Origin of the sequence: Tissierella sp. P1 (genome assembly GCF_002266425.1) — a bacterium.
Taxonomy (GTDB): Bacteria; Bacillota; Clostridia; order Tissierellales; family Tissierellaceae; genus Tissierella; species Tissierella carlieri.
The window spans coordinates 1-26,422 of record NZ_NPMN01000012.1 but is presented as its reverse complement, the minus strand read 5'-3'; the positions used below and the strand labels follow the sequence as shown (position 1 = coordinate 26,422).

Sequence of the window (26,422 nt, the reverse complement as noted above, 5' to 3'; positions counted from 1 at the left end):
CTATATTTTATTATACTCATTTTAATTGTATCTTAAATTTATCCCACCATCAATGTCTATACATATATTAAATCAATCATCACTATATTTAATATAGTATTTTTGATATATCATCTTTTCCGTTGTTAATACACCTTTCATCTTATTTATTTCCATAGCATCAAACATCTCTTTTCCATCTTCACTAATTACAATCCACTTATTTAAATACCACTGCTCTGATTCTTCTTTAGGCTCCTCCTCGAGTATGGCATTCATTTCATCATGTAATACCTGTTTTAGATACCTCTTTACAGGTATTACAACTCTATCATTTATCTTAAACTCTTCTATCAGCAATATATTATGTCCCACATACTCAGCATATATATTTATTTCCTTAGGCGCTTCAAGTAATAAATTATATTGATTAGTCTTAAAATTTAATTTACCAATATAAATAGTTTTAAATAAATATCCCTCTACGTTTTTATCCATAAACAATATCATCTCGTCATTATCTTTCATTACAGCCTCTATCTTGTCTGCCTTACCATATCTGTTTAAGTCAATATATTCTTCTAAATCATAATATTCATCCTTAAAAACTATCTTATATATTTTAAAATCTTTATCATCTACCCAGACTAATGATTGCAAGGCATTCACATAATAAATTGCTCCCTCTCTTTCCTCATTTTTCATTTTATATATTTTATTATTTTCTATATCATATATATATCTTTTCCAATCACTTCCATCATTAATTATTCCCTCACTAATAATTAAGTAATTTTCATTTTCTGAAACTGGCCGTATAAAGTAAAGCTTATGACGACTATCACCTTTTAACTTATTTACTACATCCGTTAATTCTGGCCAAGGTTTAGGAATATCCTCAACCTTGTAATCTACAGTAAATACCACATCCTCCACAAAATTAATAAATTTTGTATCCTGCGGATAAACCTTTGAATGACGTCCTTGGAGGTAATTATGATACATCTTAGAAGTTCTTACTAAATTATTATCTTTATCTATTTTATATAGATATTCCATTTGAGCCTCTCGTTCCAAATCCGAATGGTTTGAATATCCATGTCCTTCCCAAAAATATCCATATACTTCCCCTTGATAATAGAAAGATGGATAAAAATAGTATCCTTCCTCTAATTGAAATTCTACTGTTTTTGAAGTTACATGCTCTATAGAGTTAGAATTCACAGCCTTACTATTTTTATAATTCTTAGAGCTACCATCTTCTTTATCATTCACACTTACATCATCTTCGATTACAACTCTTTTTGCATTATATTGTTTCTTTTCTTTACAACCAGTTAATCCAATAGTTAAACCTAAGATTATGGCTATTAATACTATCTTTTTATTCATCTCTTATCCCTCCTAATCCGTATCTTATCATAAAATTATTACAAACTAGGTTGAAGATGTTACCAGATTATTAACTTTTTGTACTTATATAGCTGTGGGCAATTACTCATAGTCTTTAATTTATGTATCATACGCGACTGACTTAATAAATAGTGTTAAACTATTTCGAAACCTTTTATGAATTCTTTTATTTTTTTATGGAATACTAAGTTTAACAAAATTTAGGAGGTAATATTAGTTATGAGAATTCCGAATCATATAGGTGTGATTCCAGATGGAAATAGACGGTGGGCTGTAGATCAAGGAATGACTAAGGAGAAAGGATATAATAAAGGTTTAAATCCTGGTCTAGAATTGTTTAAACTTTGCAAAGAAATTGGGATAAAAGAAATTACCTACTACGGTTTTACAGTAGATAATACTAAGAGACCTAAATTTCAAAGACTTGCATTTACAAAAGCTTGTATTGATGCAGTCAATATGCTATCTAAAGAAAATGCTGATCTCTTAGTCTTAGGAAATACGGAATCAGATATGTTTCCCAAGGCTCTTTTACCCTTTGCACTCAAAAGGCAACGATTTGGAACTGGTGGAATTAAAGTGAATTTTTTAGTTAACTATGGTTGGCAATGGGATCTAAAAGACTATTTTTTAGAAGGAGAAAACAAATCTGATTTATTAAGTACAATAAAATCTCGGGATATATCTAGAGTTGATATGATAATTAGATGGGGTGGTCGAAGAAGACTTAGCGGTTTTTTACCGCTGCAATCAGTCTATTCAGATTTTTATATAATTGATGAATACTGGCCAGATTTTAAACCTGGACATTTTTATGGAGCATTAGAATGGTATAATAATCAAGATATTACTCTTGGGGGTTAAACTTATTGCGAAATTGGGTATAAAATGATAGAATTAGTAGACTATCAAATTAGGGGGTAATGCAATGAAAGATTATGGAGTGTTTGATATACTTGGTCCAGTTATGATTGGTCCATCAAGCTCACATACTGCTGGTGCTGCTAGATTAGGTAAAATTGCTAAAGATATTGTTGGTACTGAGTTTCATAAGGTAGTTTTCTATTTACATGGTTCATTTGGTAAAACCTTTGAAGGCCATGGTACTGACAAAGCCTTAGTAGCAGGTATTCTTGGAATGGACCCCTCTGACGAAGAACTCAGAGATTCTTTTGAGATTGCAAAGTCTAAAGGCATAGATTTTGAGTTTATAGAAGCTGATCTAGGTTATCAACATCCAAATACTGTAAAAATAGTTTTTAAGTTTGAGGATAAAGAGGACATTTATATTATAGGTTCATCTATTGGCGGCGGAAGCATATTAATTACAGATATCAATGGAAATAAAGTAGAATTTAGTGGAGATTATCCAACTATCATTATTAAATATATAGATCAAAAAGGTGTCATATCTCGTATTAGCTCAATCCTTTCAGCTAGTGAAATCAATATTGCTACAATGAAAGTAACAAGGGAAAATGATATTGCTACCATGGTGGTAGAAACAGACTCTGATATTAATAAAAGAGTTGTAGATGAAATCGATCAATTAAACGAAATAATATACATTAAAGGGATAAATCCAATCAAGAGGTGATTTTATGTTTAATAAAGCTGAAGAGCTAATAAAATTATGTAACGAAAGTAACAAGAGAATATCTGAAATAGTAATTGAAAAGGAAATTAAAAACGCTGATATTTCATACGATGAATTGATGAATAGAATGAGAGACACCTTATTTGTAATGAAAAGTTCTGCCACATCTGCCTTAGATAAAGAAGTGAAATCCGTTAGTGGACTAACTGGTGGCGACTCTAAAAAAGTTGAAGAATATAAGAATTCTGGAAATACTTTATCTGGTAGTTTGATAGTATCTGCTATGGCTAAGGCACTATCTACATCGGAGATAAATGCTTCTATGGGTAGAATAGTTGCAGCTCCAACAGCTGGTGCTTCAGGAATTGTGCCTAGCGCATTATTATCCGCTAAAGAAAAGTTAAATCTAACAGATGCTCAACTTATTATGGGTCTTTTCACAGCCGCGGGTATTGGAGAAATCGTAGCCAAAAATGCAACAGTTTCTGGGGCTGAAGGTGGTTGTCAAGCGGAATGTGGGACTGCCGCTGCTATGGCGGCAGCTGCTATTGTAGAAATGGCTGGCGGAACACCTGAAGCTTCTTTTAATGCCGCATCCTTTGCATTAGTTAATATAATGGGTCTTGTATGTGATCCTATAGGTGGATTAGTAGAATATCCCTGTGCTCTTCGAAATGCATCTGGTGTTGTAAATGCACTTACTTCTGCTGATTTAGCATTGGCTGGTGTAAAATCATTAGTTCCCTTTGATGAAGTAGTTGAAGCTATGTATAAAGTGGGTAAACTATTGCCAGAATCATTGAGAGAAACTGCATTAGGAGGTGTTGCTACTACCCCGACAGGCGAGAGACTTAGAAGGGAGATTCAACACTAATGAAAGAAATTATTAATAATTTTTTTAATAAGGAAATAGATAAAGGTTATTTAGTAAAATATAAAGAAACTCTTCTCAAATATATTAGTAACGAAAAGTTTCAAAATCAATTAGACTTTAAATTTGAAGACAGAAACTTTTCTGTCTTTTCTTTATTAGATCTATTTTTAGATTATTTTAATGAATATAATCCAGATACACAGGAAAATTGGTTAAAATCCATATTTAATTGGGTTATTAATAAATCATTTCCCCATAAGGGCATAAAGGATTTTAACCCTAATTTAACTTCCTTATATGAATTTTTCGTAAGATCTATGAATTATTTTATAGTAGAACTAAAACTTTTTGATAATAATTTTATTGAAAAATATCCTATTTCTTTTTTAACTGGTGAAGAAGAGCTGAATAAGAATATATCTAAAGAATATTTTATATTTAAAAATATATTTAATAATTGTTATATTAATGAGCTAATGCATTTAGATATGGCAATCACTGGTCATAACACTCTAGACCATGTAATAGGAGTAAATAATCTTAGTATGTATATAGCAAGACAACTTTATGCTATTGGTCTTCCTGTAGATTTAGGGGTTGTGGCAGGAGCCAGCCTAGGACATGATATAGGTAAATATGGAGTATTAGATGAAGATAGTAAAAGAGTTCCTTACCTTCACTATTATTATACTGAAGAATGGTTTAAAAGATTTAAAATGGATAAAATTGGACATATTGCAACTAATCATTCAACTTGGGATTTAGAATTAGAGACATTGCCTATTGAATCTCTAATACTTATATATTCGGATTTTAGAGTTAAAAACAAAGTTGAAAACAATGATTATAATATGCATATATTCTCCTTAGAAGAATCCTTTGATGTAATACTCCAAAAATTAGACAATGTAGACGAAACCAAAGAAAATAGATATAAAAAAGTATATAAAAAATTAAAAGATTTTGAAGATTATATTATATCCTTGGGAATAGATACTACATTAAATGGTTCTTTAACAGAACCATTTAAAAAACCATTTGAGTTAATGAATAAGCAAGAGGTAATCAGTAATATAAAATATATGTCTATAGAACACAATATCAATTTAATGTCTAGACTAACAGATAGTGTTTCTTTTAATACTATTATAGAAATGGCAAGGGGAGAAAATAATTGGAGGAAACTTCGACTCTATCTCCAAATCTTCAAAGAATACTCAACTTATTTAACGCAAAGTCAGAAAATCACTACATTACATTTTCTATCAGATTTGCTTCTTCATACTGGAGATGATATTAGAAAAGAAGCCGCTGAGCTGATTGGTAAGTTAATTGCACTATTTGATGAAGAATATCGAAAGGAATTGCCAAAGTCAATAAAATTTAACGCTCGATCAAAGCCTTCAGAAGACTTGCTAGATGAATTTCTAAATAATTTATTGTTTCCTGACCATAAAATTGCAGATTCTCAACGAGAATGGCTTTATAATCTAAAAAATACAATAAAATCTTTATTTGAGGAATCTCACAAGTCCAATCATAGAAAATATTTTGATATCTTAGCTAAATACTATGATGACTATGCTAATTTATCTATCATAGGACAGTTCTATTTATCACAAACAATTGACTATATACCCATTCCCAGTCTAGATGAGAAAAGACTATTTAAATTATTCACCTATACATTAAAACAATTAGATTCAGATAATATGGAAATAAGACTAACTACTTTAGATAGTATATCACAGATGTTAATAAATACAGATAATGTTATATTTATAGCTTCTATTAGGAATTGGCTTATAGCAAATTTAAACAAGTCTCCTATCTTAGGAGAAAACTATTTAAAATATATAATAGGGAAAAAGATAAATATCTCTCCTAATTATCAAGTAATATTAAGTAAAAATCATAGTGAAAATGAAACCTCAGAAATTTTTCTTCAAAATTTAAAAACTGCAACTGAGTGGGTAAAAAAGAAAATAAATATAGATATGCTTTATGACCAAGTAGTTAAGAACCCTTCTGCTAAAGGGCTTCATACTGCAATGCACCTATGTAATATACTTAAGGTAAGTGCTATAGAGAGGGTTAGAAATTATAGTGGCATTACCCTATTAAATATATTTCATCTATTATCATTAGAAGAGAGAAATGATGTGGCTATAGAGCTTTTAAGAGCCTTGGAAATGGATTCTTATCAATTTGCAAAATTTATTCCTCTTTATTTAGGTCAATTGCTATTATACTTGCCTCCTAAAGAATTAGATGAAATCATAGATGATTTTGAAGATAAAATTAAAATATCTAGTATAAGTGTTGTCTTCTTGCTTCTAAATACTATAGCCATATGTATAGAAAACTATAAATCTTATATAACTAAATTTGAAGAAGAATCACAAATTCATAACCATAGAATAGACAGACTTCTAGGCTTATTCTCCATAGCTATGGCTTCCTATAATAATGATATTAAAAATGAATCTCTAAGGGTTTTAAGCTCTACTCTATTTAAATCGAATATCTTAAGCTTGGATGAAAAATATAATATATTCAATAAGATCGGAAAAAAAATCTTAACTCTTTTAGATGATAATAGAGAAGATGATTTCTTATTCTATAATAATGCAGCTTCACTAAATCATATATACAGATTTATATCAGACTACGAGTTTTTCCACGGTTCTTTAGAACCAGTTGATGATCAAAATATAGCATTTTTCCCAGGTAGCTTTGATCCATTCTCCCTAGGCCATAAGGAAATAGCTATTGAAATAAGAGATCAAGGATTCCAAGTATATTTGGCAGTAGATGAATTCTCATGGTCCAAACGAACTGAACCTCATAACTTTAGAAGAAATATTGTAAATATGAGTATTGCAAATGAAAAGGATATTTATTTATTTCCAAAAAACACACCAATAAATATCAGTAATCCAATAGATTTAGACAGCTTAAGAAAATTATTTCCTAAAAAGGAAGTATATATTGTAGTTGGCTCTGATGTCTTAATCAATGCAGCTGCATATAAAAAAGAGAGTATTATTTTGGATTTTCCTCACATAATTTTTGATAGGAAATCTAGTATTTCTAAAGATGATGACGAGAAGACTCTAGAGAAAAGTATTAAAAATATAAGATCTAAAGTCATTAGACTCTCTCTACCTCCTAGATATGAAGATATTAGCTCAACGCAAATAAGACAAAATATAGATTTAAATAGAGATATATCAAAATTTATAGATCCCCTAGCAGAATCTTATATCTATAACTATGGACTATATCTAAGGGAACCACAATACAAAACATTGATTCAATCTAAAATAATTGAAATAGAAACTATAAGGAACCTGAATCAAAATATTTTAGAAGAAATAAAAGAACAGTTTGGAGATGCAATAGACATAAATCATTTTAATTCTCTTAGAAAAAAACTAAATTATAGAATTCTATTAGTAAGGGATTCTGTAACTAATAATCTATTAGGCTTTTCTAGTTTTTATTGGGTTCGCCAAAATATGCTATATGATGAATTCCATGATTCAAATATCACAGACTATATAAGGAAAAATGCAAAGGGAAGGATTATCTTAATATCAGGAATATGTGTTCAAAACGATGATGAATATCTCGTAGAGATAGTTCTAAATGAAACATTATCTTTAGCTATAACTAGAGATTACAATTATGCTTTATATAATAACTCCTTACTGAAGAATAAAAATTCTGAGGTTGAAAGACAGTTATTATTGCAAGGCTTCCTAATGACAGATTTTGTATATAATGAAAACTCTCTGTTTATAGTGGATATGAATAATCCAATGACTTTGAATCTAGACTTAGAAAATATGTTGAAGCCTCCATATAGTACTGATACAAAAATACTGGAAACCATAAGAAATACTAGAAACAAACTTAAAGAAGCCTTATCTGCTCTTTATCCAGGTGAGCTCTTACTTACCTATAATAGGGATATGACTTATAGTAAATTGATTCAAAAAATTTGTGATGCAAATGAAGTAAGTATAATTCCATCACCAATTAAAGAATTTGGTCCTAATATGTGTGTACCATTTGGCTCAATATTAAACAGCAGTATAATACCAAATACAGTTACTAAAACTATGCACACAGAAAAAATATTCGAACCCGATATTGTTAATTTTACAGTAGGCTCATCTCCTTACTATTTATCCCTAGAAGAACAGGCTAAGGTATTAAAATCTTTTAATAAGCCCGTCATATTAGTTGACGATTTACTTAGTAAAGGCTATAGAATAAATGTCATAGAACCAATTTTAAGAAATGCAGGTGTAGAAATAAAAAAAATTATAGTAGGTATACTTTCTGGAAAAGGAAAAGAAATAGGTGAAATAAAAGGTATAGAATTAGATTATGCCTACTTTATACCTAATCTAAAGCTGTGGTTTAATGAAAGTAGTCAATATCCCTATATAGGTGGGGATATGGTAGGAGATAGTATCTTAGAATCATTTTCAATCCCTAGTATCAACATGATTTTACCCTATGTATCGCCTAGATTCATAAAAAATACTAAAAACGATGCAATATATAATCTATCAGAAATTTGCCTAGAAAATAGTCTTAGTATTTTTAAAGCAATAGAAGAAGTCTATCAATCAGTCAATGAAAAGAACCTTAGCATTAAAGGCTTAGGAGAAGTTCTCGTATCACCAAGACATCCAGATATAAATAAAAATATGGACTTAAATAAAAATATTAAGCCTTCTACTTATATAGAAATGGACTTACAATATTTAAGAAGATTAGAAAATATCATAAGACGATAAATAAGGGGGATTATATGTTTAAGTACTATAAACTTGAAGATAAATATCTATTTTCTAAATTTGATTATAATAATCTAGCAAAATCATCTGAAAAAGAAATGAAAAATACTGATGGATTAATATATTTTCTTAATCAATTACCTCAAATGAATTCTAGAAAATATTTTTCTATATCTCATCCCTCCCTATTAAATTTAAAGGATGAAGGATTAAATATATTGAAATTGGAAAATAGGAATTCAGTAGATAATATTCCAGATTGGATTCTAAAGAAAATTGAAAATAAAAAGCTAGTAGCAGTAAATACAAATTATCCAAACTGGAAAGATGTATTAAATAAATCTATAAAGAAAAAATGGAGATTAAACCTTATAGCATTGGGAGATGTAGGCAGTACCTTAACCTTGGGTCTTCGACTCCTTGGAGGAGACTGCATTAGTAAAATAGGCATATATGATAGAGACATCAATAGATTAAAACGATGGGAATATGAACTTAATCAAATAAGGCGTCCCTTTGATGAACTTGCATTTCCTGCAGTAGAAATTATTGATGAGAAAGATTTATTCAATTGTGATATCTTTGTTTTCTGTGCTTCAAAAGGAATACCTCCTGTAGGAAGCAATGTAACTGACGTTAGAATGGCACAGTTTGAATCAAATTCTGAAATCATAAAGAAATATGCTAGAATGGCAAGAGATGCTAGATTCCAAGGCATATTTGCAGTAGTATCTGATCCTGTAGATTTACTTTGCAAAGTAGCTTTCCTTGAAAGTAATAAGGACGAATCTGGAAATATGGATTTCTATGGATTATCTGCAGACCAGATAATAGGATATGGCCTTGGAGTTATGAATGGCAGAGCTTGCTTCTATGCAGAAAAATCTCTTGAAATGATTCATTATCTTAAAGAAGGAAGAGTCTTTGGTCCTCACGGTGAAGGACTAATTGTAGCAGATAGTATAGAAAACTATAATGAAGAAATTTCAAATTATTTAACTAATAAAACTATACATGCAAACAAAGAAGTAAGGGAATTTGGGTATAAGCCTTTTGTTGCTCCGTCCATTTCTTCTGGTGCACTATCCCTTATAGCTACAATTAAAGGAGATTGGTTTTATGGCTCCACTTATATGAGAGAAGTATATATGGGAGCCAAATGTAGACTATTACCTTCTGGCATTGAAGTGGAACAACTGAACTTACCTGAATCATTAGTAAATCGATTGGAAGAAACTTATAGCAAATTGGCGGCGATAATATGAAAAAAATTTTGGTTATAATGCCTGAAAAACCTAGCACCCTATTATTTAATATGATGACTGAGGTATTAGGCAATGAAGAATTTTCCATAATAACCTCAGCTAATGAATTGGAAAATTTACAAAATAAAAAGATATTATTTGTATTGGAATTAAATGAAATTGGCGCATCTAATACATTAAATAATATTTTTTTGGAGCTCTATAATAGGGGAAGAGATTCTTTGCTTAACTCCGAAGGCGCATTATTAATCCATAATAATTATAATATATTATTTACAAAAACTACGGCTCAATCTATTATACTTCTTGCGAATAACTTAGGATGCAGCTTTATGGGAAGACCTCTTGTAGAGGCCACAGCTAAGCTGGAAAATTTTATATCTATGGAAAAAGTATACAATATGTCTTTAGAAGATATATGCTTACAACAATGCAAGGATTTAGGCAGTAGGTTTTTAAAAGATCATACCACTAATAATGAAAGGGAGAAAAAAATATTAGTATTACATTCAAGTAATAGAGAGATATCAAATACTCTTATGCTCTGGGATATGGTAAAGTCCTACTTACATGAAATTGAAATATCTGAGATAAATGTCGGCAATGGAAATGTACTAGATTGTAAAGGATGCCCCTATAAGACTTGTAAGTATTTAGGTAAGCAGACTAGGTGTTTCTATGGAGGAATAGTGGTAGAAGAGGTGTATCCAGCCATACTTAGGTCAAACTCCATATTATTCATATGTCCTAACTACAATGATATGGTAACTGCAAATCTTGTGGCCACCATAAATAGACTTACAGCTCTCTATAGACAAACTAAATTCTATGATAAAACTATATTCTCTATTATAGTGTCTGGCTATTCTGGAGGAGATGCTATAGCAAAACAATTAATATCTAGCTTAAATATGAATAAGACTTTTAGACTCCCTCCTTATTTTTCACTTATGACAACAGCTAATGATAAAGGAGCTATAAAAGAAGTACCAAATATAGAAAATTTAGCAAAAGAATTTGCACATAAGATAAATAGCCTCAATTGAGGCTATTTATCTTATAGTAATATATTTCCATTTATTAGTTCTAAATCTAATTGAAATAAAGGCCCATCTTATTCCCTGATCAACTAACACTGATAACCAAGCTCCTTGAAGTCCCATTCCCATTTTAATAACAAATATATAAGCAAAAATTAACCTGATTACTAAGATTCCTAGAAAGGTAGATATAAGGGTCCATACTGTATCACCTGCGCCTCTAAGTCCACCAGCAATAATTAGCTGCGAACACTGAAAAGGCTGAATAAATGCCACAAGTTTCAATACCTTGCCTGCTTGCACAACTACTTCCTGATTATCAGTATACAGCCCTGCTATAAATGATCCAAATAGAAAGAATACAATACCCATACCTGCTGCTATTACAGCACCTATTCTCATACACATCTTTATGTATGCCTCCGCCTTATCTGGCTCTTCTTCTCCTAAGCTTCGCCCTGCCAAAGTTGATGCTGATATACCAAATGCCTGCCCTGGAGTAAATGATAGATTAAGTATACTAATACAAATTTGATGGGTTGCATAGGCTACTGTACCTAGAGAAGCTATAATCTTTGTAAAAACCAACATTCCTGCTCTCATAGCAAGTTGCTCCCCTGAAGCTGGTAATCCAATTTTAATTAAGTTGTATATTATGTCTTTATCGAACTTAAATTTCTTCTTTAACTTTATATGAACTATATTCTTTTCATTTAATACAACTCTAGTTAGCAATATACTTGCTACCACCTGTGATAGAGATGTTGATATACCTGCTCCTAACACACCTAACCTTGGAAATCCAAATAAACCGTAAATCAAAATAGCATTACCAACAACATTTAATAAATTAGATATAATATTTATTTTCATAGGTGTCTTCGTGTCCCCTGACCCTCTTAAAGAAGCAAAAATAGAAAAATTAAAAGCTTGAAATATAAATCCCAAGGCAATTACTCTAAAATAACCCCTGCCTATTAGAAGAGTATCTTCATGTGCACCAAAGAACTTCATGGCGGTATCTGTCATACCTAGACCTATAAACAATATAGGAATAACTAAAAGTATCTGAGTTAATATCATGACATGCTTTACAACAGATTCAATCCTATCTTCTCGCTTTGCTCCTATATAACGAGCTACCATAGTTGTAGCTCCAATATTTAAAGATTGTACTAAAGCTAATCCTAAAAACACTAGCTGATTAGTAACACCAACTGCAGCAATAGATGCAGCAGTAGTAGCAGCATCCCCTGATCTGCCTAGCATCATCATATCCACCATACCAAATAGAGTACCCATTAGTAATTCTATAAATACAGGCCCTGCTATTTTCACTATTTCCTCTCTTAGATGTTTTTTATCCAGACTAGACTCCATTCACAAATCACCTTTACTTTCCCTTATTTAATTCGATACTCTAAATATTATAACATAAAGAATTAAAAAAATAAACTCTCTAAAGGAGAGTTTATTTTCATACTTAATTACTATTTATTCTTTGATTTTATATATTCATCCATAGCCTTAGCTGCATCTTTGCCTGCACCCATAGCTAAGATTACAGTAGCTGCACCTGTTACAGCATCCCCACCTGCAAATACACCTTCTCTTGATGTTTGACCGCTTTCATCAGCTACTATACATAGATGGTTATTTACTTCCAAGCCTTCAGTAGTTGAAGAAATTAGTGGATTTGGTGATGTACCTAATGACATAATAACAGTGTCTACTTCAAATTCAAACTCTGAACCTGCAATCTCTCTAGGTCTTCTTCTACCTGATGCATCTGGTTCACCTAATTCCATTCTCACACATTTAAGAGCCTTTACCCAGCCATTTTCATTTCCAATTACTTCGATTGGGTTTGTAAGAAGTTCAAATATAATTCCTTCTTCCTTAGCATGATGAACCTCTTCAACTCTTGCAGGCAATTCTGCCTCTGTTCTTCTATATACTACATATACTTCTGCTCCTAGTCTCTTAGCTGTTCTAGCAGCATCCATAGCAACGTTTCCACCACCAACTACCGCTACTTTCTTCCCAACCTTAATAGGTGTATCAAAATCTTCTCTAAATGCTTTCATTAGGTTATTTCTAGTTAAAAACTCATTAGCAGAGAACACTCCATTAAGGTTTTCTCCTGGAATATTCATAAACTTAGGAAGTCCTGCTCCTGAACCTATAAATACAGCTTCATAACCTTCTTCAAATATTTGATCTATAGTAATAGTTCTACCAACTATGACATTAGTCTCAATTTTAACGCCTAATTTTTTCAAGTTATTTATTTCATTTTTAACTACAGTTTCCTTTGGAAGTCTAAACTCTGGAATACCATATACCAATACTCCACCTGGTTCATGAAGAGCTTCGAAAATAGTTACTTCATATCCTTCCTTTGCTAATTCACCCGCACATGTAACTCCTGCAGGACCTGAACCTATAACGGCTACTTTATGTCCATTACTTGGCTTAGCCTTACCAACTTCAATATTATTTTCTCTAGCCCAGTCAGCAGCAAATCTCTCTAATTTACCTATTGCAACTGCATCTCCCTTATTTCCTAAGACACATTTTTGCTCACATTGAGTTTCCTGTGGACAGACTCTGCCACAAACTGCTGGAAGAGCTGAATACTCTGCTAAAACTTGAGCAGCTTCACCAAAATTACCCTCTGCAATATGTTTAATAAATCCTGGTATATCTATAGATACTGGACAATTTCCTCTACATAGAGGCTTTTTACATTGTAAACATCTCTTCGCTTCACGAACAGCTTCTTCTTCAGTATATCCTAAACATACTTCTTCAAAATTATGATTTCTTACCTGGGGATCTTGTTCCGCAATGGGAGTTCTCGTAAATCTATCCATTATTTTCTGCCCTCCTCTATTTTGCATGTAGTTGCTTCATCTTTCTTTATTTCTTCAGTCTTATATTGTCCTTGTCTTTTTAAAGCTTCATCAAAATCAACAAGATGACCATCAAACTCAGGTCCATGAACGCATGCAAATTTAGTTTCATTGCCTACTGTAACTCTACAAGCACCACACATACCTGTACCATCTACCATTATAGGGTTAAGTGATACTACTGTAGGAATATCTAATTTCTTAGTTGTTAGTGCAACAAATTTCATCATTATCATAGGTCCAATTGCAATACATACATCGTATTCTTTACCTTGATTATTTACTAATTCTTCTATGTAATTAGTAACTAAACCATGGAATCCATAGGAACCATCATCTGTTGCAACATATAGATTACCAGCAACTGATTTTAGCTTGTCCTCTAAGATAACTAAATCCTTAGTCTTTGCTCCCATTATAACATCAGCTTCTACTCCGTGCTCATGTAACCATTTTACTTGAGGATATACAGGTGCAGTACCAACTCCACCAGCTACAAATAGTATTCTTTTCTTCTTTAATTCTTCGATGTCTTCATTTACAAACTCTGATGGGATTCCTAATGGTCCGACAAAATCCTTTACGTAGTCACCTTTTTCTAATATAGCAAGTTTTTTAGTGGAACTACCCATAGATTGAACAACTATTTGTACTGTTCCTTTTTCTTTATCGTAATCACAGATTGTTAGAGGTACTCTTTCACCTGTTTCATTGGCAATTACGATAACAAATTGTCCTGGATTAGCTGAATTTGCTACTCTTGGTGCCAAAATATCCATTGAGAAAATATTTGGAGCAAGAATTTCTTTTTCGACAATTTTATACAATTGCATTTCCCCCTTATAATATAATTTATTTAAGTTATTTTTTGGTGCTGTGTTCCAAATCTTTATTAAATTTAGTCACTAAAATTTTAACACAATAGTTTATTTAATTCAACCTATTAAGACTATAATACAATTACCTTTCTTTGTCAAATATATATCATTTATTTGATTGAATTCATTCTACCGGTTACAGTGGATTCTATTAGTTCTATTTTTCTTGCTGAAACTTCACTATTTTTGTCTTTAGAATAAATATATAATTTTATCTTTGGCTCAGTTCCAGATGGTCTTATGGCATACCAAGAACCATCATCTAAATAATATTTTAAAACATTTGATTTAGGGCTGCCTGTTTCATCCAATAAATAATCTACAACTTTAATAAGTTTCATATCTTCAAATGAGTTGATAGGTTCTTTCCTAAACTCCTCCATCATTCTGCCTATTCTCTTACTACCTTCCAGTCCCTCTAATACTATGGATACAAGTTTCTCTTTATAATATCCATACTCTTGATATAATTCTTCTAATACATCTAATAATGACTTTCCTTGCATTTTATAGTATCCAGCCATTTCTGCGATGAACATAGAAGTATTTACTCCATCCTTATCTCTAACTATGGTATCATAAACATATCCAATGCTTTCTTCATATCCAAAAATGAATGTATGCTCACCAGTTCTATCAAATTCATTTGCCTTACCGCATATATGTTTAAATCCTGTCAATGTTTCAATAGTCTCTACATTATATCTTTTCGCTATGGCTTTGCTTAGATCACCTGTAACTATAGATTTTACAATTGCTCCATCAGCAGGAATATCTCCTCTTTTTTGTCTCTGTGACAATATATAATTAACTAGTAAAACTCCTGTTTGATTCCCGCTAATGAATCTAAATTCTCCATCCTTATCTTTTACCATCATAGCTACTCTATCACAATCAGGGTCGGTGGCTATGATTATATCTGCATTTTCTTCTTTCCCTAATTTTTTTGCAAAATCAAAAGCCTTTACATCTTCTGGATTCGGATATCCTACAGTAGTAAAATTTGGATCTGGTTTTTCTTGCTCCGGTACTACTATTATATTAGTAAACCCTCTTTGTTTTAATATTCTTCTTACAGGAATATTTCCAGTACCATTCAATGGTGTATAAATAATCTTTATATCTTTATCTATCTCATCATTTAACCTTAGTTAAGCAGGTCTCCATCATATGCTTGATCAATTTCTTTTCCTATATATTGAATAAGTCCTTTTTGAATAGCTTCATCTAAGTCCATAAGTTTTATTTCAGAAAAATCTTTGATATTGTTTATTTCGGATAATATTTCATCTGCAATATCATCTAATATTTGGGATCCTTCTTCCCAGTACACCTTATATCCATTATAATCTCTCGGATTATGACTAGCTGTAACCACTATGCCAGATATAGTCTTTAATTTCCTAATAGTATATGATAATACCGGTGTTGGTCTAATTCCTTCAAAAAGATAAACTTTAATCCCATTTGCTGCTAATACTCTAGCAGCTATTTCAGCAAATTTATCTGAATAATGCCTAACATCATAGGCAATAGCAACTCCCCTACTCATTGCTTCTTTACCTTTCTTTACTATGGTCTGAGCTAATCCTTGAGTAGCTAATGATACAGTATATCTGTTCATTCTATTAGTTCCAGCTCCCATCTTACCCCTAAGTCCAGCAGTACCAAAAGATAAATCGGCATAAAATCTATCCTCTATTTCCTTATCATCAATTATACCCATAAGCTCTATTTTTGTTTCTTCATCAAAATAATCATTTTCTAGCCAATGGTTATATTTATCCCTATAATTCATAATATCACCCCAATATCTGATTTGCTTTTTATTACTTTATTATATTCTATTTGTTATTTACTAATTTGTCTATACATCAGAGGGAATATTAAAATTAATTGCAAAAGCATCCCTTGGATGCTATTGATTCCTTGGAATGCTTTTACTTATTTTAAAGAGGTCGGACTAGAAGTAATATACTTTCTTCGTTTTAATTTACTTATAGGGATTAATGCTAATAATAGTGCTAATATAGATGTAATCGGTATAACTAATCTCTCTATATCTATATTGTTTTGCTGAATTCTGTTATCATGAATCATATCTCCTTGTTGTGGAGGAAAATTTCTCTCATCATTAGATCGAAAATTATTATTTTCTTGGGACCTTCCTTCCCTATCAACAGGCATTCGACTTCTCATATCTATCATTTCTTCTATCTGATTATCATTCAAGCCCAATTCCTTTAACTTTGTCCTTTGTTCATCTGTCAATTCTTCACTGGAAGAATCTCGGATAATCTCCATTGCTTTCACCATAGTATTTCTATTATCATTATTTCCAAAATTATCAGGTGATACCATTCCCTCTCGATTCATATCTGGCATATTGTTCCCAAAGCCTCTACCCATAGATCCTAGGGCTGCCAAGTCTATATTAGTATTAATATTTCCATAAGTTGTAGTTGGCTGCTCTCCATTAAGTTGTGCTATAATACTTTCAGCTCTATCCTTTCCAAATTGAAGTAATATAGGTAAGGTATTTTCATACTGTTCATAAGTAAAAAACGCTGTAGGGTCATTTCTAACATATTCCTTTATTAGCTCATTAACTTTACTAATAGATGCTTTATATTTTCCAGATTTAATATAATTTATGACTAAATCTTCTAGATATTGATGATAAATCTTCTTATATTCTTCTTTTTCAAGTAACTTAGATATAAGAGGACTATTTTCCATAGTATCGCTAACTGGATTATCTATAGGAAAGTTTATAGCAGATGAAGCATTATTTACTTCATGCCCTGCAAAGGATAGATTAAAATCCCAAGGAAGTATTTGGAACTTGCCATCTCTTTCATATAAATAGTAATTATGTTTCAAACTACCAGCATAGCTATCTAAATTTACAAGAAATGTATTTACAGCAAAATATCTTAATATTTCATCTACATCAAGGAATTCATCTAGATTTGTACCTGTGCTTAAATTCTTCATCATATCAATTACAGTATTATAGTCTTTTTTATCTGTTGTCTTGAATATAGCATTATCAAAAATCCCTGAATAGTTGGAAATATCATCTCCAGTATATACTAAGTTTGTTCCGCTACTACCTCTACTAGGGACCCCAAAATTTCTTAGATTTACAGATTCCTCATTCTCTATTCTTATGTTTTTGGGATATACTCTCATAGCATTATCATCATTCTTTATATTTGGACTCCCCATATTCATACCTCTAGCACCCATTTCCATACCTTCAGGTTTATATAAGTTTCCATCCATACTTCCAAAATATCTTTCAATAAAGCTTTCTTCCATCACCTCAACAGCTAAATATAATCCCCATATTTCTCCATTTACCTTAATACTAGTGTATGCAAATCCAGGTGTAGCAATTCCCATTTCTTCAAATATCTCATAGGATAAATATTCCTTCATATTTGTAGCATCAGAAATATTATTATTAAGTGCTAACTTATCTAAGCCATAATAGTTCTGCCCCTTAATATATTCACTAAATTTGATCTTAAAACTATATCTATCTGTGGTGCTATCATTAGCTATCATACTTAGACTAGAATTACCTTTAGCTCTAATTCCTACATTTGTAAAGGTCTCTCCGTTTATTATAATATCACAATTATAATACTCTTCCTTTATGGAATTTTCTAATAGATCATTCCATGAATTTTCATCTATAATAATATTTATTTCTGATACCATATCCTTATTAAATATCTTGTTAACATAATCTGGTTGTTTAATACTAATATTAACTAAGTCATTATCTTTCTGTATAAATCCAACAAAAACTACTAATGCTAAAGCCACTAGAAAGATAGAAGCTAGAGATATAATTGTGGCAAACTTTTCTTTTATCATTACATCACCTTCTTTTTATCCCATATAATCCCCATTATAACTAACCATAACTACATTAGAAACTCCTTTAAGACTAGATAACTCATTTATAAAATCAGTGGTGATTTCTTTTAATCTAATCTCAACAGTAAGCTCTATCCCGCTATATTTTGAGGCAGTCTTAGATTTTATTAAATATTTTTGTACCTTATTATTTATGATGTCTAAGATATCTTTCTCGCATTCATTATCTTCATAATTAACTACCATTATATATGGAGTTTCATTTGACTTTTTATTTACAAATAATACCATTACAATACCTATGAATATTGAACCGAATATAGCTAATGGAATTAAACCAGCACCTAACACTATCCCTCCAGAAATTGACCAGAATAAAAATGCTATATCAATTGGTTCTTTTATTGCAGATCTAAAACGAACTATTGACAATGCACCAACCATACCAAGAGATAGTACAACGTTGGAAGTAACAGCCAATATAATTAAAGTTGTAATAAGTGTTAAAGACATAAGGCTACACCAAAACTTGGGGAATACATAACTCCTTTAAAAGTTTTTTTATAGACTGTCATAATAAATAAACCTAAGACAAAAGCAAGTCCTAATGCTATAATCATATCGACTGCTGATATGGATCCCACTTTATTTAAAAAACTTGATTTGAAAATATCACTAAAGTTTATTGTATTTGTTGTATTCATTTTTTCATCTCCTGATTTTATTAAATTTAGCCAAATACTCTGCAAAGGGCGTATTTTGAAACCGCGGTAAATCTCCTATCTCCAACTTGGATAATATCAGCTATAACATCGGGAAGGAACTCATCATATTTTACCTCTAGAATAATTATCTTTGAATCCAATACATTTACAGCGGGAAGATTCTCATTGAATATATTTCTCGAAAACACCCCTGATTTTATGGTTCTATCAAAAGTTATTCTAACATTACCTATTGGATAAATATACGCCTCACGATTATAATCCACTATTGTCTTTGGCTTAAATAACTCACTTTTCATTTTAATATAGAGTTCTTTTAATAAACTATTATCAATAAATTTGATCCAATCAATATCTCCACTCAAAATTCTATTACATTCTTCTATGGAGATTTTAGTACTAAACTTTGCTGTAAGACCATTATCTTTCACCTTTTTTTCTAATTTAATAAAAGAGGCATCATTATTATAAAGTCTAATCCTAAATTTCTCCCTATGATTAACACCAGATATCTTTTCAAATAAAGCCTTATCATTTATATCATCAAAGTATATGCTTCTTATAAAATAACCACTATCTCCCTTAGAATTTTCATCTAATCTCATTATATTTTTGAGTCTAGATCTAAGTATATAATAATCTCCTAAATTTATATACAGTTTATGCTCATGTCTATATTTAATACTATGCACATTTTTCACCTCCAAGCTTTAGATTTATATTAAGGATATATTTCTTTTGTGAAATCTAGATGATAACTAATCGAAATATTTGTGAAAATCATTTTCCGCAGCTTTGCAACCCAAATCTATTTGCTATCTTAATTTGCCCCACAGTATAATTCAGTAATCTTTTAGGGCTCGTTACTCTCATATAAATCTGATGTTCATTGGGTTAGGCCATAAAAAAGACAAGAATAAATCTTGTCTTTCATAAATTATATCTATTTGTTAGTCTTTAATTGAAACCAAAATGTAGTTCCTTGATTAACATGACTTTCTACTCCAAAGTCTGAATTATGAGCAGTTAATATATTTTTAACAATGGAAAGTCCTAGTCCAGTCCCTATTACTGCTCGCTTATGGGTTTTACCTACCATATAGTATCTATCCCATATGTGATTTAATTCTTCTTCGGGAATACCTTTCCCAGTATCTTTGACCTCATATTTAACAAAATCGCCAACATTTTTAATATTTATAAATACTAATTTATTATCTCCAGTAAAATTCACAGCATTACCAATTAGATTATAAATTACCTGCTCTATTTTTTTCTCATCACCATATACTTTTATTTCATCGTTACAATTTAAGCGAAAAATAAATCCATCTTTTTCTTCAAGGATTAAAAATCTCTTTAGGATTTCCTTTGTAGTTCTAACTATATCAAACTCTTTATAATCAATTTGATTAAGGTCTGCCTCAATCTTAGATAAATCTAAAATATCATTGACAAGTCTAGTAAGTCTATCTGATTCATCTATAATTACATCAACATGAGATTGTCGTTTTTCTGGATTATTGCCAGATATATCTCTTATCATTTCCGCATAGGATTTGATCAATGTAAGCGGTGTTCTTAAATCATGGGAAACATTTGCAATTAAGTCTCTTCTTAGTCCTTCAATTTTAGATAATTCTGTAGTAGTATAATTTAAGGTAGCTACCAAATCATCTATTTCTGTATAATCACCTTTTTCAAATACAACATCATAATTACCTTTAGCTAGAACTGAGACTGCATTAGTTACTTGAGTAATAGGCTTAGATATTTTAGATGCAATAATAAATGATAATCCCAATGCTAAGAGCAAAGATATTATAGTCACTATAATAAGCTGGTTTTTTAAAACAAAAGTAGTAGAGTCTATAGGGTCTAATAATCCATTAATATATAAATATAGATTCTCCCCATCTTCACCTTGCAATACAGCTCCATAGACTATAGTTGGTCTTCCTAACCTAGGATCTTCTATAGTATATAGAATCTTTCCTTGATTATCATTCTCCAGTTTATCTATGAATTTGCTTGAATCCATGGAATTAAATTTAGGTGGTCTAGGGTTAAATGATGTATTCATAGGAAATATAGGAATACCGTCTTCATTTAAAATCTGAATAATTACTCCCCTACTAAAGGATATTGTATAAATAATATCTTCAAAATCATCCTTTCCATATTCAACTACCAGGCTGTCTCCGATTTTCTTAATCTCATTAGTCTTCATTGATTTATAATAGGTATTTAAAAATACAATTTGAAGAAGCCATAATATGGTCATGATTGTTGCCGCAAATAGGATAAAATATGTCCACAATTTAACTTTTAGGCTTTTCATATCTAATTTATTCTTCAAAATTACCACCACTTCTATTATTTTATATATTCAAATTTATATCCTAGTCCCCTTAAAGTTACAATAAAATCTCTATATTGTCCCATACTATTTCTAAGCATTTTTATATGGGTATCAACAGTTCTATCATCACCAAAGAAGTCATAGCCCCATACCTCATTCAATAATTTATCCCTAGTTAAAGCAACATTCTTATTTTTAACTAAATAAAATAATAAATCATACTCCTTTGGGGTCATATCTACTTTTACTTCATCAACAAATACATTTCTTCCTAGTATATCAATCTCAAGACCGTCAAATTTATATATTTCATTAGAATTAATATCTTTTTGCGTTTTTTTATTACGGCTAACAATTACATTTAATCTAGCCATAACCTCCTTAGGAGAAAAAGGTTTTACTACATAATCATCGATGCCTATCTCAAATCCAAATAGCTTATCATATTCTTCCCCTCGGGCTGAGAGCATAAGTACAGGTATATCCTTTATCTTTTTAATTTCCTTATAGGCAGAAAAACCATCTAGTTTTGGCATCATTATATCCATTACTATAACATCAAAATTTTCTTCTTTACATATATTCACAGCTTCCATTCCATCTTTGGCTTCTAATACTTCATGCCCTTCAAATTCTCCATACTCTCTAATGACTTGGCGAATTTTCTCCTCATCATCTACAACTAATATCCTAAACATATAATTCCTCCTATAATATTTCTAGGAATTAAAGCTTCCCCTCAGCTATATTATAAATGTTCAATGTGTTAATTATGTGATAAGTTTTAAGAATTCAAGTGTAAAAAAAGAGGATAGTATTATCTATCCTCTTACTCAATATCTCGTTCTACTCATCTCTTCGGTGTTGTCAGAATGACACTTTGGACAGTTTACCCCTTCTTCATAGTTCTCATCCCAGATATGTCCACAGTCCTTACATATAAATTTAACTAAATTTACGGATGTAGTCATATTCCCACCTCCCATTTGAACATATTAAATTTATTATTAAATAAAACATTTATGTTTGTTTATATTGTATCAAACTTTGACAAAAAAGTCACTAAGTTTTTTATTAAATATATAAAGGACTAGTCTTTTTAACTAGTCCTTATAACTCCTTTTAAACTATATCAACTTCTTTACTTCCTCTATAGCTTTATCATAATCTGGATGATTTGTTACTTCCTTTACATATTCTACATATCTAACTACATTATCTTTATCAAGTATTACTATCCCTCTACTTAGAAGTCTAAATTCTTCTATTACAAATCCATAATTCATGCCAAATGATAAATCCTTATGATCAGATAAAGTGATTACTTTATCTATATTATTAGCGGAACAAAATCTTTTCTGTGCAAAAGGTAAATCTACAGAAATAGTTAGTACAGTCACATCTCCAAGCTCAGTTGCTGTTTCATTAAAGTTTATTGTTTGAAGCTCACATACACCAGTATCTAAAGAAGGTACTACTGATATTATCTTTACTTCATTCCCTGCATCTTCTAAAGTAAATAGGGATAAGTCACTTTTTAATACAGTAAATTCTGGTGCCTTATCTCCAACCTTTATTTCTTTTCCTAATAATGTAACTGGATTTCCTCCCATAGTCACAAGATCTTTTCTTTTTTCCATAATCTATTTCTCCTTTCATTGATATCTAAAATAATTGATTTCCCAATGAATTTACCCTGAAATAGTCGGAACTAATCATTTGATATTATTATATTTCCGCAGATTTAAAACCTTTACCCTTTACTTCTACTACATCCGTTATAGTGAAAAAGGCTTTCGGATCTACTTCATTGACTATTTCTTTTAATTTAGCAATCTCACGAGATGTAAGAATACAGTATACAATGTTCTTATCTTCATGAGTATATCCACCTTGACCCTTTAGAAATGTAACCCCCCTATGCAACTGTTCTATAATTGCAGTTGATAGTTCTTTGGATTTCTCTGATACTATTACTACATTCTTCTGTACATTAAATCCAGTTTGAACCTTATCTAATATTTGATATCCTATATACATAGAAATCAAAGTATACATAGCGGCTTTATATCCAAATAGCAAGGATGATAGAGTTATTATAACAGTGTTTACCATCATCAAGCCTGTCCCAATATTTACATTAAGCTTTCTTTTTAGAATTGCAGCTATAACATCTAGCCCTCCTTGGCAAGTACCATTTCTAAACATTAATCCCATACCAAGTCCATTTAATACTGCTCCAAAAATTGACCCTAGAAGAATATCTTCAACTATAAAGTATTTGGAAATGTCTTTGGTTATTGTAAGCCATGATGAAAAAACAAGCATAGATATAAATGCATAGGTAATAAACTTCTTATCTATCATTCTGACACCTACTACAAATATAGGAAGATTTATTAAAAATACTGATATTCCTGCTGGCATCTCTGTCAAATACTGAGTCATTATAGCAACGCCTCCAACTCCACCACTTAAAAGTCCATTTGGAACAAAGAATAAATTAAATGCTAGAGAGCATAGTAAGTTTCCAATTACTATGAATAATATTTTTGTAAATATCTCCCTAATTCCTCCTAGTTTTGATTGTGCTACATCAATTGTTTTCATTTATAAACTCCTCATTTTTATAATATATTGGTGGTAAATGTATACCCAAATAATACTACTTTATCATACAAATATCAATTGTTGCTTATAGCTTAATCGTAATAAAATAAAAGATCAACTCATATAAATAAGGAGATCTTTTATTTTATATTTTAACTTATAGTTCTGATATAATCAGTGGCCTCCTTGGAAACATCTAAGATCATCTTTATCCATCTATCTTTATTTTCTTTCGTAAATCTTGATTTTGGACCTGAAATTGAAATACAAGAAATAATCTCATTATTAACTCCAAATATTGGAGCTCCAATACAACTAACTCCTATTTCTCTTTCTTCATCATCTAAACCATATCCTTGCTTTTTTATAATATCTATCTCTTCCATTAATTTATCCTTGTCTGTAATTGTTTTATTAGTATATTTTGTTAATTCAATACTATCTATTATATGCTCTTGTTTAGATTCGGGTTGATAGGCTAGTAGGATTTTTCCTGCACCAGTACAATGTAACGGAGCTGATACGCCTATTTTAGTAAACATCTTTAACAATCTATTACTTTCTTCTTGGGCAATATATACAATTTGATTATTGTCTAAAATAGTTAAGTTAGAAGTTTCTCCAGTTAATTCCTTTAACTTTCTTAGATATGGTTTTAAAATAATAGAAATATCATTTTGTTCATAAGCTCGCATTCCTATTTGCCATAGCTTCAACCCTAATTTAAACTTTTTAGTCGTTTCATTTTGTTCAATTATATTACATTCTTTTAAAGTATTTAATAAATGATATGTGGCACTAACCCCATAATTCAATGCCTCACTTATCTCCGTTACTCCTAATTCTTTTTCAGATAATGCCATGTAATCTATAACATCAAAAGCCTTAATAACTGATCTTATGGTTTTCTTTTGTTTTTCTTCTATTTCATTAGTCATATTGTCCTCCTGATATTCAACATTTATCTTATGATATTTATTTACTATCGGTAAATTATTATACCATTTAATATACTCTTTTGCCATATTTATCTTTATACTAATTAAAGGAGGCTGTTTTAAAATTATAATTTTAAAACAGCCTCCTGATTGATGATATATCTGATGTATTTCTAGTTTTTAATTTAAGCCATTAATTCTTTTAATAATGTAGTTATCCCAGCACCAAGTTCAATGTTTTTGCCCATTCTATATAGCGTTCTTTCGATTGCAGAAATTGCGCTTACCATATCATGTGTATCTATATTACCCATATGTCCAATTCTAAACATTTTTCCAGCATATGCAGCTAAACCTCCAGCTACCACTGCACCTTCTTCTGCTAATATTTTTCTGAACTCAACATCATCTATTCCTTCTGGATATATTGCATTTGATAATGTAACTGCTCTATGTTCTTTATCTGCTAATAATGTAAAGCCCATAGCCTCTAAAGCAGCTTGCATTGCTCTAGCATTTTTTCTATGTCTTTCGTATCTATTTTCTATTCCTTCTTCTTTAATTATTCTTACTGATTCTTTAAGTGCCCAAATCATATTTACTGCTGGTGTAGCAAAGTATTTTGAGGGATCATTCATAATTGGAAGCCATTTATCAAAGTCTATATAATACTCTGGAATTCTTCCAAGTTCTTTTCTTCTTTCCATTGCTTTCTGTCCTGCCCACACTATTGCAAGTCCTGGTGCTACTCCAAATGCTTTCTGTGACCCAGTGATTAAAATATCTATATTCATATCATCTACATATTCTGGTTCAGCCGCAGTAGCACACACGCCATCAACTATATACATTGTCTCAGGGAACTTTTTCATCATTTCACCAATTTCTTTTATTGGAGCACAAACTCCTGTTGATGTATCAACATGAGTTACTGTCATAGCATCATATTTCTTTTCACTCAATTTTGCCTCAATATCTTTTACAGGTACAATTTTTCCCCACTCACTGCTTATTACATCTACATTTATACCTTTTCTCCCTGCAAGATCAATAAATCTATCTCCAAAGAATCCGTTTGATACAATAAGTAAATTATCGCCTGATTTTAAAGTATTTGCTAC

Annotated in this window: 21 protein-coding genes and 1 pseudogene; 6 read left to right on the top strand and 16 right to left on the bottom strand. The window is 30.8% G+C overall.

Features of this window, described 5'->3' with window-relative positions; genetic code table 11:
- Positions 1-72: 72 nt before the first annotated feature.
- Positions 73-1,371: a hypothetical protein gene (locus CIW83_RS10215; RefSeq protein ID WP_094900852.1), complete on the bottom strand. Its 1,299-nt coding sequence runs from the start codon at positions 1,369-1,371 to the stop codon at positions 73-75.
- 240 nt (positions 1,372-1,611) lie between these two features.
- Here CIW83_RS10215 and CIW83_RS10210 point away from each other — a divergent pair, with 240 nt between their 5' ends.
- From CIW83_RS10210 to CIW83_RS10185, 6 genes are all read left to right on the top strand, one after another.
- The gene (locus tag CIW83_RS10210) at positions 1,612-2,256 is read left to right on the top strand and encodes an undecaprenyl diphosphate synthase family protein (protein ID WP_094900850.1); all 645 of its coding nucleotides are present in this window, start codon (positions 1,612-1,614) and stop codon (positions 2,254-2,256) included.
- 64 nt (positions 2,257-2,320) lie between these two features.
- Positions 2,321-2,989 (top strand): L-serine ammonia-lyase, iron-sulfur-dependent subunit beta, encoded by a 669-nt coding sequence (sdaAB, locus tag CIW83_RS10205; RefSeq protein WP_094900848.1) that lies wholly within the window; start codon positions 2,321-2,323, stop codon positions 2,987-2,989.
- Between the two features lie 4 nt (positions 2,990-2,993).
- Positions 2,994-3,863, top strand: coding sequence for an L-serine ammonia-lyase, iron-sulfur-dependent, subunit alpha (gene sdaAA, locus CIW83_RS10200; RefSeq protein ID WP_094900846.1), 870 nt, complete (start codon positions 2,994-2,996; stop codon positions 3,861-3,863).
- Positions 3,863-8,677 (top strand): cytidyltransferase, encoded by a 4,815-nt coding sequence (locus tag CIW83_RS10195; protein ID WP_094900844.1) that lies wholly within the window; start codon positions 3,863-3,865, stop codon positions 8,675-8,677. The genes sdaAA and CIW83_RS10195 overlap by 1 nt, the downstream gene beginning before the upstream one ends.
- 14 nt (positions 8,678-8,691) lie before the next feature.
- Positions 8,692-9,942 (top strand): lactate dehydrogenase, encoded by a 1,251-nt coding sequence (locus tag CIW83_RS10190; RefSeq protein ID WP_094900842.1) that lies wholly within the window; start codon positions 8,692-8,694, stop codon positions 9,940-9,942.
- Positions 9,939-10,988 (top strand): NAD(P)H-dependent oxidoreductase, encoded by a 1,050-nt coding sequence (locus CIW83_RS10185; RefSeq protein WP_094900840.1) that lies wholly within the window; start codon positions 9,939-9,941, stop codon positions 10,986-10,988. Before CIW83_RS10190 ends, CIW83_RS10185 begins: the two co-directional genes overlap by 4 nt.
- Positions 10,989-10,994: 6 nt before the next feature.
- Here the strand turns inward: CIW83_RS10185 and CIW83_RS10180 are convergent, their stop codons facing one another.
- From CIW83_RS10180 to CIW83_RS10120, 15 genes and pseudogenes are all read right to left on the bottom strand, one after another.
- Entirely contained in the window at positions 10,995-12,362 is a 1,368-nt protein-coding gene (locus CIW83_RS10180; RefSeq protein ID WP_094900838.1) for an MATE family efflux transporter, read from the bottom strand.
- Between the two features lie 110 nt (positions 12,363-12,472).
- Positions 12,473-13,858 carry an NADPH-dependent glutamate synthase gene (gene gltA, locus CIW83_RS24860; protein ID WP_094900836.1) on the bottom strand — a complete coding sequence of 462 codons (1,386 nt, stop codon included), beginning with the start codon at positions 13,856-13,858 and terminating at the stop codon, positions 12,473-12,475.
- Positions 13,858-14,724: a sulfide/dihydroorotate dehydrogenase-like FAD/NAD-binding protein gene (locus CIW83_RS24855; RefSeq protein WP_094900834.1), complete on the bottom strand. Its 867-nt coding sequence runs from the start codon at positions 14,722-14,724 to the stop codon at positions 13,858-13,860. The genes gltA and CIW83_RS24855 overlap by 1 nt, the downstream gene beginning before the upstream one ends.
- A gap of 161 nt (positions 14,725-14,885) precedes the next feature.
- Positions 14,886-16,573: pseudogene (locus CIW83_RS10165) on the bottom strand (phospho-sugar mutase).
- Between the two features lie 146 nt (positions 16,574-16,719).
- Entirely contained in the window at positions 16,720-18,663 is a 1,944-nt protein-coding gene (locus CIW83_RS10160; protein WP_094900832.1) for a CotH kinase family protein, read from the bottom strand.
- A 15-nt stretch (positions 18,664-18,678) separates the two neighbouring features.
- A complete protein-coding gene (locus tag CIW83_RS10155) occupies positions 18,679-19,179 on the bottom strand; it encodes a DUF4956 domain-containing protein (protein WP_201259788.1) in 501 nt (166 codons plus the stop codon).
- Entirely contained in the window at positions 19,170-19,370 is a 201-nt protein-coding gene (locus CIW83_RS22865; protein WP_201259787.1) for a hypothetical protein, read from the bottom strand. The genes CIW83_RS10155 and CIW83_RS22865 overlap by 10 nt, the downstream gene beginning before the upstream one ends.
- A gap of 26 nt (positions 19,371-19,396) precedes the next feature.
- A complete protein-coding gene (locus tag CIW83_RS10150; RefSeq protein WP_094900830.1) occupies positions 19,397-20,083 on the bottom strand; it encodes a polyphosphate polymerase domain-containing protein in 687 nt (228 codons plus the stop codon).
- A 251-nt stretch (positions 20,084-20,334) separates the two neighbouring features.
- The gene (locus CIW83_RS10145; protein ID WP_094900828.1) at positions 20,335-21,750 is read right to left on the bottom strand and encodes a cell wall metabolism sensor histidine kinase WalK; all 1,416 of its coding nucleotides are present in this window, start codon (positions 21,748-21,750) and stop codon (positions 20,335-20,337) included.
- A 17-nt stretch (positions 21,751-21,767) separates the two neighbouring features.
- A complete protein-coding gene (locus CIW83_RS10140) occupies positions 21,768-22,451 on the bottom strand; it encodes a response regulator transcription factor (protein WP_094900826.1) in 684 nt (227 codons plus the stop codon).
- A gap of 135 nt (positions 22,452-22,586) precedes the next feature.
- Positions 22,587-22,724, bottom strand: a complete 138-nt coding sequence (locus CIW83_RS22245; protein ID WP_158220087.1) for a hypothetical protein — start codon at positions 22,722-22,724, stop codon at positions 22,587-22,589.
- A gap of 156 nt (positions 22,725-22,880) precedes the next feature.
- Positions 22,881-23,393, bottom strand: a complete 513-nt coding sequence (gene tpx, locus CIW83_RS10135; protein ID WP_094900824.1) for a thiol peroxidase — start codon at positions 23,391-23,393, stop codon at positions 22,881-22,883.
- A gap of 88 nt (positions 23,394-23,481) precedes the next feature.
- The gene (locus CIW83_RS10130) at positions 23,482-24,363 is read right to left on the bottom strand and encodes a YitT family protein (RefSeq protein WP_094900822.1); all 882 of its coding nucleotides are present in this window, start codon (positions 24,361-24,363) and stop codon (positions 23,482-23,484) included.
- A gap of 152 nt (positions 24,364-24,515) precedes the next feature.
- Complete coding sequence (locus tag CIW83_RS10125) at positions 24,516-25,301, bottom strand: IclR family transcriptional regulator (protein WP_158220086.1); 786 nt, start codon at positions 25,299-25,301, stop codon at positions 24,516-24,518.
- Positions 25,302-25,486: 185 nt separating this feature from the next.
- On the bottom strand, positions 25,487-26,422 hold a 936-nt coding region (locus CIW83_RS10120; protein ID WP_143598546.1), incomplete at its 5' end, for an alanine--glyoxylate aminotransferase family protein.